Source organism: Paraliobacillus sp. JSM ZJ581 (assembly GCF_044383835.1).
GTDB lineage: Bacteria > Bacillota > Bacilli > Bacillales > Amphibacillaceae > Paraliobacillus.
The window spans coordinates 1-11,698 of the sequence record NZ_JBISEP010000007.1 but is presented as its reverse complement, the minus strand read 5'-3'; the positions used below and the strand labels follow the sequence as shown (position 1 = coordinate 11,698).

The 11,698-nt window shown below is 31.8% G+C and carries 13 protein-coding genes; 11 read left to right on the top strand and 2 right to left on the bottom strand.

Annotated features, from left to right (window positions below; translation table 11 throughout):
- Window positions 1-88 precede the first annotated feature (88 nt).
- The 11 genes from ACH6CY_RS06055 (at window position 89) to ACH6CY_RS06005 (ending at window position 9,922) form a co-directional block, all read left to right on the top strand.
- On the top strand, window positions 89-2,182 hold the full coding sequence (locus tag ACH6CY_RS06055) for a hypothetical protein (RefSeq protein ID WP_374066388.1): 2,094 nt from the start codon (window positions 89-91) through the stop codon (window positions 2,180-2,182).
- Between the two features lie 20 nt (window positions 2,183-2,202).
- Window positions 2,203-3,072: an ABC transporter ATP-binding protein gene (locus tag ACH6CY_RS06050; protein ID WP_374066387.1), complete on the top strand. Its 870-nt coding sequence runs from the start codon at window positions 2,203-2,205 to the stop codon at window positions 3,070-3,072.
- Window positions 3,065-3,709 (top strand): hypothetical protein, encoded by a 645-nt coding sequence (locus ACH6CY_RS06045; protein WP_374066386.1) that lies wholly within the window; start codon window positions 3,065-3,067, stop codon window positions 3,707-3,709. The genes ACH6CY_RS06050 and ACH6CY_RS06045 overlap by 8 nt, the downstream gene beginning before the upstream one ends.
- A gap of 395 nt (window positions 3,710-4,104) precedes the next feature.
- Window positions 4,105-5,166 carry a DNA cytosine methyltransferase gene (locus tag ACH6CY_RS06040; protein ID WP_374066385.1) on the top strand — a complete coding sequence of 354 codons (1,062 nt, stop codon included), beginning with the start codon at window positions 4,105-4,107 and terminating at the stop codon, window positions 5,164-5,166.
- Window positions 5,167-5,482: 316 nt separating this feature from the next.
- On the top strand, window positions 5,483-5,719 hold the full coding sequence (locus ACH6CY_RS06035) for a single-stranded DNA-binding protein (RefSeq protein WP_374066384.1): 237 nt from the start codon (window positions 5,483-5,485) through the stop codon (window positions 5,717-5,719).
- Between the two features lie 15 nt (window positions 5,720-5,734).
- Window positions 5,735-6,889 carry a hypothetical protein gene (locus ACH6CY_RS06030; protein WP_374066382.1) on the top strand — a complete coding sequence of 385 codons (1,155 nt, stop codon included), beginning with the start codon at window positions 5,735-5,737 and terminating at the stop codon, window positions 6,887-6,889.
- On the top strand, window positions 6,876-7,313 hold the full coding sequence (locus tag ACH6CY_RS06025; RefSeq protein ID WP_374066381.1) for a hypothetical protein: 438 nt from the start codon (window positions 6,876-6,878) through the stop codon (window positions 7,311-7,313). Before ACH6CY_RS06030 ends, ACH6CY_RS06025 begins: the two co-directional genes overlap by 14 nt.
- On the top strand, window positions 7,306-7,848 hold the full coding sequence (locus ACH6CY_RS06020; protein ID WP_374066380.1) for a hypothetical protein: 543 nt from the start codon (window positions 7,306-7,308) through the stop codon (window positions 7,846-7,848). Before ACH6CY_RS06025 ends, ACH6CY_RS06020 begins: the two co-directional genes overlap by 8 nt.
- A gap of 51 nt (window positions 7,849-7,899) precedes the next feature.
- Window positions 7,900-9,072: a hypothetical protein gene (locus tag ACH6CY_RS06015; RefSeq protein WP_374066379.1), complete on the top strand. Its 1,173-nt coding sequence runs from the start codon at window positions 7,900-7,902 to the stop codon at window positions 9,070-9,072.
- Between the two features lie 302 nt (window positions 9,073-9,374).
- The gene (locus ACH6CY_RS06010) at window positions 9,375-9,548 is read left to right on the top strand and encodes a hypothetical protein (RefSeq protein WP_374066378.1); all 174 of its coding nucleotides are present in this window, start codon (window positions 9,375-9,377) and stop codon (window positions 9,546-9,548) included.
- Window positions 9,549-9,682: 134 nt separating this feature from the next.
- On the top strand, window positions 9,683-9,922 hold the full coding sequence (locus tag ACH6CY_RS06005) for a DUF961 family protein (protein ID WP_483874859.1): 240 nt from the start codon (window positions 9,683-9,685) through the stop codon (window positions 9,920-9,922).
- Between the two features lie 82 nt (window positions 9,923-10,004).
- Here ACH6CY_RS06005 and istB read toward each other — a convergent pair whose 3' ends face one another.
- Together istB and istA are read right to left on the bottom strand one after the other, a co-directional pair.
- Window positions 10,005-10,763, bottom strand: coding sequence for an IS21-like element helper ATPase IstB (gene istB, locus ACH6CY_RS06000; protein ID WP_374066377.1), 759 nt, complete (start codon window positions 10,761-10,763; stop codon window positions 10,005-10,007).
- A partial coding sequence (gene istA, locus ACH6CY_RS05995) for an IS21 family transposase (protein WP_374066376.1) occupies window positions 10,756-11,698 on the bottom strand: 943 nt, incomplete at its 5' end. The genes istB and istA, both read right to left, overlap by 8 nt.

The window sequence follows — 11,698 nt, the reverse complement described above, 5'->3', positions numbered from 1 at the left end:
AGCAAAAGATTTTTTGCGAAAGGGGAGAGTTTTATTTTTATTTCAATGAAGTCTCTGAGAAGTAGTAAAAAAGATGGGAGGGATAAAAATGCAAGAGATAAAAAACTCGTTTGCATTATATTGGAAGATTGCTAAAAGCAAAAAAATCACTTTGTTGTTATTTTTATTATCATTTTTCTATAACATTTACTTTTTTTATTTTTTTATTGTTGGTGATCGTGATCCAGCGGAAGCTTTAGTAAGGTCAAGTTTTATTGTACAAGGTGGAATTCTTGCATCCATGATGATTGGTGTCTATTTATCGAATTTAGAAAGGAAAGTGGGATTAGAAGAATTAATTGAAACTATCAGTCATGCGAAAACAACTAAAAATATAGGCAAAGTGTTATTTTTTTTAAGTTTTTTGTTTTTATATTTAATGGTGAATATCGGTACTATAATTCTTATGTTTATTGTGACGGATGTTCCTTATTCTCCTTTCTATGTCCAATCTTTTCTATACATTATATTATATTGGGGATTTAGTTTTGTGCTTGGCGGATTGATTGGAACAGTCCTTGCGATGTGGATTAAGGGGAGAATGATATACGTACTATCATTGGTTATCTGGTTATTTATAAGTCCTTTAAATTATCCATTTGTGATTCAGTTAGGAATTTTATTTCAATGGTCGCATGTAGACGAAATCGAGAACTTTTTAAACATCGGTCAAAACAACCCACATCATTCCTATCAGCCTTTTTACGGATTTGCTTTAGAAAACTATCAATGGTTAAAAAGAACGCTGTTTGTTCTATTCCTTTTATTATTAATTGTAGGAAGTCTAATGATTCAAAGAAGAGTATGGAAAAAATACCTTCCTGTCTTTCTAATTCTATTTGCTATAACATCCTACACAGCATTCGGAGTTTTTGGAAAGCATCAAGTATTACATTTGAATAGTGAAGAAGATGGGATTTTAAAAAAGGATTCTACTTATTACCAAGATGTTGTATTGAAAGACAATGCCTCGAATCAATATCAAATAACAAGTTATGATATTGACTTAGATATTCGAAAATATTTAAAAGCAGATGTCGTTATGGAGGTCAGGAACTCAACTAGCACAGAGATGAATACCTTTGATTTTTTACTCTATCATGACTTAAAAGTGGATAAAATTTTAGATGAAAATGGTGACAAACTTGAATTTAGTCAAAAGAAAGACATGGTTAAGGTTACAACAAAAGAGTCTGTTCAACCTAATGAATTTTTTCAGATGAAGTTTCAATATGAAGGAATTAGTTCACCTTTTTTCTTTGCTAATCACCAAGCAATCAACTTGTTAAATCATTTTCCTTGGTTACCTTCCAAAAGTCATTTTAATTCAGCGATGGTTACAATCGAAGATGAAGCCTTTAGATTGCCAAATCAACCCAATCAAGAAATTAAGTATGAAGTGAAATTAAAAGGTAACTCTAGCACGACTTCAAATTTAGAGAAGGTTGGAAAGAATGAATGGTCAGGTGTATCTTCAGATGGTATCTACTTAATTGCGGGTAGTGTTGGAGAACAAAACATAAATGGAAAAAGTGTGGTTTATCCATACACATGGGAGAAAATGCTTGCAGGTTTTACTTCATTTGAAGATTTGACTCAAAATAAAATAGATAAAATTAATGAGGAATTACAACTCCAAAGAAAGATTAAGATTGATCGGTATGTACTTTTAGATCAATCGTTAAGTACAGAAATGCCAGAACAACATGTTTGGATTTATGGAAATTCATTCTTTATGTCTCCTGCAGGTTTCTTATTTAATGATGAATCTGGCTTATTAATTAATATCGATTACATGACGTATGGCATTGTGCCTGCTATGACTTGGAAATACGATCGTTTTTTTTCGCAAGATATAGCTGAATTACATTTATTTAATATTGCTTATTCTCACTTTTTAAATATGAGAGAAAGTGAAGATATCAAAGAAAAATATAGTAACTTTGCTTATTTTGAATTCAGAGTGAAGGAACTACAAGAACAAGAATCAGAGCTTGGATCTCTAGCAGCTGAATTGAAAACCTATATTGATAATGAAAATATATCTGAAATAACAAAAGTGTACTTTTTCAGAGAATGGTATCGAAGTATTTTATCTGAAAGTACAGGTTTTAATATCGCAGATGAAATGAGTAAAAAATAAAGAACGGGAAGGTGGATGTTATGAGTGTTTTAAAAATTAATAATTTAACTAAGAAATTTTCTAAAAAGACGATATTAAATGAAATAAATTTAAATATCACAGGAACATATGGACTTCTTGGACCAAATGGAGCAGGAAAAACAACGTTAATGAGAGTGATTGCGACTATTATTGAACAGAATAGTGGAACAATCACATATGGAAATTTAGATTGGAAGAATCCAAACGAAGTAAGAAAAGTGATTGGGTATTTGCCACAACACTTTTCAATTTATCCGACCTTGTCCGTCTATGATTGCTTAAATCATTTAGCTATTTTGAAAGGAATTAAAGATGCTAAGAAAAGAAATATAGAAATTGATTATTTATTAGCTGAAACAAATCTTGTTGAAGCAAAGCACAAAAAGATCAATCAATTATCTGGTGGGATGTTAAGGAGAGTAGGTATTGCACAAGCATTATTAGGAAATCCCAAAATCCTTATCATTGATGAACCAACAGCAGGTCTGGATATTGAAGAAAGAGTAAGGTTTAGAAGTCTATTACGCAAAATCGGAAAAGACAAAATTGTTATTATCTCCACTCACATTGTAGAAGACTTGGAATCGGTATGTGACCATTTGTGTGTCTTGAAAAATGGTGAAATTTTAGTTGATGGTACAATTCAAGAAGTATGTCATTACGCAGAAGGCTATGTGTGGGAAACCGAAACGACTTTAGAAAATATGAAAGAATCCACTCATATCATTTCGCAAAAGTCTTCTCAAAAAGGATCGGATGTTTTTAGAATCCTATCAGCTCATCAACCTGTATCTGATGCAATTCAAGTGCAACCAAATTTAGAGGACGCTTATTTATACTGGATAAAGGGAGAGGGTAAGATTGAGTAAGTTACACATCTCTTTTGAAATTAAAAGTATGAGAGGAATGTTTTGGGTTCCTCTCATCGCAATCATTCTTTGTTTTCTTTATTTTATCTATCTGACTTCCAATCAAACGTTAGATGTTCTTTTAGCATTACCTACGTTTGAATTTATCATCGTACCTTTGTCTAGTTGGTGGATTACTTATTTATTTTATGATTATTACGAAAACCATGCATTAGAAGTCCTTTTGAGCTATCCAGTTTCAGAAGCTGAACATGGGTTCTTTCGAATTCTTTTCTTTATATTGCTCTACACGTTGTCCACTCTTTTCTTAATTGGTTATATTGTTATGTTTTCCGATGCGAGCCTTTCTTTATTATTATTGCAATACGTACCGCAGTACTTGTTCTTTGCAGGATTAAGTTTTTTGTGTATGACATTATTTCAAAATATCGGTGTTGCATTAACAGTTTTAGCTTTTTATACAGCAACAGAATTTCTAACTGGTGGACAGTTAATTCCCTGGTACCATGTATTTTTTTATAATGAAGATTTTCTCGATTTTAGCCAAATTGTAAATAAGAGTGTTTTTACGTTGGCAATTGGATTAATATTAATTAAGTTAGGAGGCTACTTTTTAAAGAATATTAGACATTCTTAAAGTATTAAAGATAAAATTACTGGAGATTATTTATCATCACGTGACTTTGATATGTTCCCACGAACGTACAAAATAGTCGATATGTTCCCGCATACGAACGTTTTGCTATAAATCGTAAATACATCAATTCTATCAACTCGTCCCATGTTGAGTGTGTATCGTTGCTACAAAGAGAAACTATATAGAAATCCTTAATTTTAAACACTTTCACAAGCATTTCGTGTTTGTAGGAGAAGGTGAAAAAACGAGAAATAAAGTACTGAAAAACCACATTACCGTTTCAGTGGTAATTGATCTGGGGTGTGGGAACACAATAGAATAAAAACATTGTAAGGCGTTCAAATAAATTGAACGTCTTTTTTTTACGCCTAAAAACGGAGGATTGAAGGTGGAATATGACAAAACTAACTTTAGGAAGTTTATTTGATGGGATTGGTGTATTTCCATTAGCTGCTTCTCGTTATGGGATTCAACCAATATGGGCAAGTGAAATTGAAAAAGCTCCCATATCTATTAAGAAACGACATTTTCCTAATATACATCATTTAGGAGATATTACCAAAGTAAATGGTGGAGAGATATCACCTGTTCATATCATTACATTTGGCTCACCTTGTCAGAATTTATCCAATATCGGTAAACGAGAAGGTCTTACAGGAAGTCAATCTAGTTTATTTTATCATGCAATAAGAATTATTGAAGAAATGAGGTGTGCAACGAATGGAACATATCCAGTTATCGCTGTTTGGGAAAACGTCATGGGAGCTTTTTCATCAAATAACAGGCTGGATTTTAAGGCCGTGCTTGAATCGTTCACAAACACCGAAATTTCAATGCCTAATTCTGTAGTCTGGGCAAACGCTGGAATGGTCCGAGGGAATGATGTTGATATCGCTTGGCGATTGTTGGATACCCGATATTGGGGAAAGCCCACACTCGCTCAAAGAAGAAGACGTATCTTCCTCGTGGCAGATTTTGGAGGATCACGTGCCACAGAAATATTATTTAAAGCCCGTGATTTGCAATCGGTTTTTACGTCTTGCGGAAAGAGCAGGTTGTCCTCCTCCATTACCAGTAGAATATCTACTCAAAAAGCAAGGGGGAGAATACCTATCGTCCGACCCTTTCAAGAAAGACGTATGCGAAGTACAGCGAAGGAAAGAAACGAAAAAGGATTTCATGGAAGTTTCGGAAGAACAGGAGATCCTTTTCCCACTTTACTCGCAGGATCCGTAAATTATTTTACATTTTGGTACGAAGGAGAAGAGAAAGAAGGATTTATTCGCCAACTTACTCCATTAGAATGTGAACGTTTGATGGGATTACCAGAGGGATGGACAGCTCTTGGAAATGAAAATGAATCGATAAGTGATTATGCTAGATATAAAGCAATTGGAAATGCGATTGCTGTACCATGTGCCGAATATATTATGGCTGGTATTGCGGAAACTATATAGATAAATTAATTTTTGAGCATGTTGGATTATTCTTATCTGACGTGCTTTTTTATGGGCGAAATAGTAGAAACGAGAAATGTGTATGATAGCCTTGAATGAACAAGAAATATATGAAAAAAAGTGAAGGAGTACATTGATGAAATTATTTTTTCCATATTAGCTATCGGGGCTTATTCATTGATATATTTAAGATATTATTCAAAGAAATATGTGAACTACTAGGTCGATAATGATTTGTCATTGAAAAACTATTAAAAAGATATACAATTATAATAACAACTTTATTTATAACGTTATTATAATTAGGAGGTATATCGTGTCTACAGTAAATGAATTATTGGAAATTGCTAAAAATGAGTTAGATAAAGTTAAGCCAGGCGAAATATTTTTAGTACGTGATTTGTTCAAAGAATATGAATGGAATCGTATTTCTCGCAGTAACCGATTATTATTGGGCACAATATTTCTTAATTTTATTAGAAATGTTGATACAGATGTGGACATTATTGAAAAAACTTCTTCCGGTCAGCAAAAGTATAAAATGAAGATATAATAGGGGGTGTCTTAAATGACTTTTCAACTGGATCAAAGTGGTATTAATAGTTTAGCAGGATTTGCTTATCAAATTAAAGTATTTGGCTATTACGCCTTTGACCTAGGGGAGGATATGCAAGTAGAATTTGAAACCATTGAAGATGTAAACTTAAAAGCATCTACGCCTGACCAAATAGACAAACATAGTCAAAAATTTGTTTGTAAGATTACTAAGGGGGGAGTTAATAAAGCTATTCAAGTTAAACATACATCTATTAGTAATGCAGTTGCTCAACAAATGCTTCTTAATTGGATATTATTAGAACATAGCTCATATAATGTGGAAAAATATATACTATTTACGGATAAAAGTTATCAAAATGACGGTAATATATTCAGTAAGGATGCTAAATCATTACATAAAATCGTGGTGGAGTCTAATATGCAAAAAAATGCTACTATTTCTAAAGTTAAGAGTTTATACGAAACAGATTATAAAGAGTTTGAAAAGGTATATAACCAAATTCAATATAAATTTCAATTTATTAATTTGGAAGATATTGACGTTAAAACAGATGATAAAGCCTCGCTTCATTTTAGAAAAGCTGCAAACCTAATCGTATTTAGGCAAAGACTGAATGAGTTTTTGCAACATATAACACTTAAAATCTTGAATGCTATTGAAAATAAAGAACCATATATTTTAACATATCAAGAATTTATAAATATGGTAGAGGACATATCCAAGCGATTTACACAAGAAGTTACGGTTCCCTCCTACTCTAATTTTAAGAAAGTTAATAGAATTGATTTAAAAGATAGTAAACTATCAACTTCAAGAGAGTTTATACAATTAAAATCGTGTGGATTGCCAGATCATTTATTAAAGCAGAATCTGTTATATGGCATGTATTATTATGAAACCGCATTAAAATATATGGAAAACAACAGAGTAAATAAGATTGAAGAAATCGAAGAAACTACATTTGAAGGCTTTCAAAATGTGAAGTTTTCTTTGATGCAAAATAAAAACGATACACCATATAATAGACTGGAAAAAACAAAAAAACACCCCAATTCTCATGCGCAAAATGACCAAATAAAATATGGATCCTCAATTCATCTGACTAAAGAAGATATAGAAGAAAATCAAATTTCATGGGAGGATGATGAGAATGCGCAATATTAGAGTACAAGCAGAATCTATTCAATTAAGTATATATTGTAATATTATCTGCCAAACATTACAGCGACATGAAAAATTAAGCATATGTAAAATAGTGACTTTTTCTTATTTGATTAAGCAAAATCGCTTCTTGGGTGGAACAATATATACCGCCAGGAACACACAAGATGTTATTTATAAGGGAATCTCTCTTTTATCAGGGGATTTTGAAGGCTTTTGTAATAGCGTACCATATATTTTAAAATCGCTACATTTGTTAATAAGCAAAGGAATAGTTGAGTTTGACAATGATATATTGTATCTAACCACCAAACAATTAGAACTTGATTCAATATATGAAGAAAGTAATTTCATGAAAAAAGTCATTGAAGAAAGTAAGACTATGACAGATAAGCAGTTTATGAAAGAGGTGACTTACAATGTTTAAAATAACAAAACTCACAATGTTTGATATGAATAGTAAAAGCTATATATATAAGTTTAGTGAAGGTATAAATTACTTTAAGGGTAAGAATAGTTCGGGTAAAACAGAATTCTATTTATTCATTGACTTTATGTTTGGTTCTTCAGATGATATTGTAAAGAAGCCTTGGTACAAAGATTCATTAAGTAAGGCAACCATGGACATTAAATATAATGGAAATACTTTTAGTATCACACGTACAAGGAACCCAGACCAAAATTATTTGCATTATGCTGATGAAGAAAACCCAGAAACAATTAATTTACGGGAGTACAAAAGTAAATTAAATTCCATTTTTGCTCAAGATATTCAATTATTAAAGGAAATTAGGGATTTCACTGATGAAGAACTAACATACAGAACGTTTACGATGTTTAACTTTCTTGGGGAAAAAGGACAAGGTAAGATTCAAGACTTCTTGGATAAGTGCAGTGATATAAAATATTCTGTAAAACTTAATCCGATTTTAAACTTTATTTTCAATAAAAATCTTGAATAAATATATAACTTACAGAATGAATTAGATGGTCTGCAAAAAGAAGTTAAAAATTTGGAAAGAGACTCTCAAAAGTATGAATTTATTATCGATCAAGTAAATGCTAATTTACAAAAGTTAGGCGGTAAGATTTGGTATACAGGTAGTAATCCTGATGATGTTAAGGCGTATATTTCTTCTTTAGTCGAAATGCAAAATGAAGAAAGAAGTCCAGATAAAAGGAATATTGCAGATTTAGAAGTTATGTATAATAATCTGTCAGAACAAATAAAGGTTTATGAAAATAACACAGCTGATGCAAAGCAATTTGAAAGTGGTAACAAAAATAGGAGAAAGCTCCTTTTGAAATTGCAGGAATTAGTTGATGAGAATATTGATTTTGATTACTTAGTTCAACCTTTGCAAAATCTACTTGAAGATGTCGATAATACTATTTTCTTTAGTAATTATCTGATTAATGATAATACTATAAAAGAGCTGAAGAAACAACGTGAACAAATTAAGACAGAAATACGTAGAAATGATGCAAGGTTTAAAATTTATAATTTAGAGGAAAAGTCTAAATCTATTGCACTTATTAAAGAATATCTATCTCTTGAAGTTGTTTCTAATGATGATATAATCACAGAAAAGAAGAAGAGAGTCAAAAGGATACGAGAAGAGTTAAAGGCTTTACGGAACTCTGATGATTTGCATAAAATTGATGATTTATCTAACTTTGTAACAAAGCTATACTATTCTGCTAAAGATATATCTTCTGTTGTATCTGACGATATTCAGCAAAATGGATTTGAAATTAAATATTTAAAAAAAGGAAATATCCTACAACCTATGATATTTTCTGATGATAGTGAAGCTTCAAGATCTCAAAAACGTGTAAATTACTATATCGGAAGTATGGCTAGACATACTTTAATTCAATTGTGTGGTTATTTAGCGTTTTTAAAAATGCTACTAGAGAATAATAGGTATCCTATCATACCAATTTTAGTAATCGATCATGTCTCAAAGCCGTTTGATGCAAAAAATAGTAAGGCTATCGGAAAAATTTTATCGACAGCATATGAAACAATAGGTAAAGAAAATTTACAAACATTTATCTTTGATGATGAAGATTTTGAAAAACTGGACATAAAACCTGATTATTCTGAAAATCTTTTTACAGATTCTAAAACAGGATTTAATCCATTTTTCTTTTCATCTACAGAGGAAGATCAAACTGAATAACTTATTCCAAGCCGTTTGCTGAACAGTAGAAACTTATTTTCTATCTGTGCGCCAAATAAAGTAATAAATAAAAATAGAGTTTTCTTGAAAGACAATTACTAGAGGCTAAAGGGTAATGTGAAACTGAATTTGGAGAAAGCTGCTTTGCTTTCTTGTTACTTTACTCTAGCACTTAAATTCAGTAGTGATGGATCTAAGACTTGGGAATACAACCAAAAAATATAAAATAGATTCTGTTTTTTTATAGACGTTCAATAAAAAGAGCGTCTATTTTTTAATGTCTAAAAATAAGAGATTTAAGAATGAAGGAGCTGGTTTTATTCAAGGAAAATGAAGCAAAAGTGATGGATTGGATTGATGATCATTTTGTTTTGAATGAGATAGAGATTGAAGACTTTCCGTTTTTTCCTGATGGGAAATTGATACGTGATAAAAAAGGTGAAAGCATGGTTGTCTTTTGGTGTGTGATTTATTGACGTGTGGATTATCGAATACAGGAAGCATAGGAGTGATTGATAAATGAAAAAGAAGTGTTTTTCTCGTTCCCCTCCCATCTCCCCTTGCTTACTTATAAAAAACAAAAATTAAAACAAGAAGAGAGGTTTATATAATGGAGTTAAAACATGTCATTCCAAATATGGAAAAAACGTTTGGAAATTTAGAATATGCTGGTGAAGGTAAGGTGGAACAACGCCGTATTAATGGACGCATGACAACATTGTCACGTAGTTATAATTTGTACTCCGATATTCAACGGGCAGATGATATTGAGGTAATCTTGCCACAAGAAGCTGGAGAGAAATTCTTTGAACATGAGTATAAATGTCAACATAAGAATGTACATTTTTGATTATTTAGTAATGTACAATTTTGACTCTGTATTGCATATGGTTTAGCTTACGCAAAACCATATGCAATCATTCTGAATGAGCTTACGACTTTTTGTTTTCGATTTGTATATGATCTTTCAAACGATAGGAATCTCCTACAATATTAATCACAGTTGCGTGATGTAGAACTCTATCTAAAATTTCGTTTGCTATCTTTGGATCCTGAAATATATCCCCCCATGATTTAAAATTGGCGTTTGTAGTTAATATAGTACTTTTTGCTTCATACCTTAAATCAATTAGTTGGAAGAATAACTTGGCATCCTCTGCATCAATTGGTAGGTAACCAATTTCATCAATAATAAGTAATTTATATTTTGCGTAATGTTTCAATCTAGCTTCCAGCCTGTTTTCTAATTTAGCCTTCTTTAAATTTAAGATCAAATCGTTACACTTTATGAAGTATGTACTTGTCCTTTTTTTAGCTGCCGCAATACCTATTGAGGTCGCTAAGTGAGTCTTTCCCACTCCACTGGATCCTAAGAAAACGATGTTTTCTTTTCGTTCAATAAACCTTAAAGTGGTAAAATCTAAAATTTGTTCTTTATTGATAGAAGGTTGAAAGAGAAAATCGAAATCTTTTACCTCTTTCAAATGTGGAAATGCTGCAACCTTTACCATTGATTTGACCATATTAATTTGTTTCATATCGATTTCATAATCTGTTAACTTAATTAGCGTTTCCGCAAATGACAATTGATTGTGATTCATAAAATCAATCGTTTCATCTAAATGCGTGATCATTTGACTCAACTTCAAGTACTCAAGATTCTCTATGAGTTTGGAATAACTACTATTCATTTTTATACACCTCATTAATTGCCATCAAATTTTTCATTGCCAGTTCCTCAACATTATCTTTATAGGGTAGTTGCTTGGAAAGTGTGTCTATATAGTGACTTTTCTTGTAATTCAACTTCTGTTGGTTTAGGTGATGTTTTGCGATTAAATCCGTGTTATAATAAACATGAATTTGGCTATCGTATACTTGTAAACCTACGGTTTTTCCGATGTATCCTGCTGGTACAGAGTACATGTTGGATTTGTAGGAGAACATATTTGATGTGTTCACCTTTACAGGAGTATGGTCAATCTTGTAATAATCTCTTATTCGCTTGCTAGGAAGTGGCGATAAGAGATTTTTTTCTTTTTGTAAATGTAATATTGGGATCTTCCCTGTCCCTTGATGATATGCATTATTAATTCGATTACAGAGTTTCTGGACAAAGTCATGAAGCTCTTCATAGTTAAATTTCCCCTGGTATGCATGTATCTCATCAAGCAGTTTCATCGGCGCTTCCACTTTCGCTTTTGTCCGTGGTCTACCTGCAATGCAAGGTTTCACTTCCATTCCACAATCTTTTGCGAATTGATAAAAGCGTTCGTTCATCTTCCCGTGTTGATACTTCGTTCTAGGTTCATCCATTACTGTTTTCATATTATCTACGAGGATTGTATTTGGAACCCCTCCAATGGCTTCAAAACTTTCCATCAAAAAGGATAATAAAATACTTTGCGATTTTGAAATAGATAATAAGTAAGTTCTAAATCGTGAATAAGAGAGAAGTAAAACACAAACATTAACGTACAAAATTTCTCCATCTTTTGTTATATATTTTATATTTTCCTTCCAATCAAGTTGTGCTTGTTCTGCTGGTGATGTTTCAAAGCGTATGACTTCTTTATCGGATTGTCGGCCTTTCCTTGAGTCAAAATACTTCTGGAACTCCGGTTTT

What these genes read in the sequence shown, in the direction of transcription:
- ACH6CY_RS06055 (WP_374066388.1), top strand. Translation starts at nt 89, where the DNA reads ATGCAAGAGATAAAAAACTCGTTTGCATTATATTGGAAGATTGCTAAA.
- ACH6CY_RS06050 (WP_374066387.1), top strand. Translation starts at nt 2,203, where the DNA reads ATGAGTGTTTTAAAAATTAATAATTTAACTAAGAAATTTTCTAAAAAG.
- ACH6CY_RS06040 (WP_374066385.1), top strand. Translation starts at nt 4,105, where the DNA reads ATGACAAAACTAACTTTAGGAAGTTTATTTGATGGGATTGGTGTATTT.
- ACH6CY_RS06030 (WP_374066382.1), top strand. Translation starts at nt 5,735, where the DNA reads ATGACTTTTCAACTGGATCAAAGTGGTATTAATAGTTTAGCAGGATTT.
- ACH6CY_RS06025 (WP_374066381.1), top strand. Translation starts at nt 6,876, where the DNA reads ATGCGCAATATTAGAGTACAAGCAGAATCTATTCAATTAAGTATATAT.
- ACH6CY_RS06020 (WP_374066380.1), top strand. Translation starts at nt 7,306, where the DNA reads ATGTTTAAAATAACAAAACTCACAATGTTTGATATGAATAGTAAAAGC.
- ACH6CY_RS06010 (WP_374066378.1), top strand. Translation starts at nt 9,375, where the DNA reads ATGAAGGAGCTGGTTTTATTCAAGGAAAATGAAGCAAAAGTGATGGAT.
- ACH6CY_RS06005 (WP_483874859.1), top strand. Translation starts at nt 9,683, where the DNA reads ATGGAGTTAAAACATGTCATTCCAAATATGGAAAAAACGTTTGGAAAT.
- istB (WP_374066377.1), bottom strand. Translation starts at nt 10,763, where the DNA reads ATGAATAGTAGTTATTCCAAACTCATAGAGAATCTTGAGTACTTGAAG.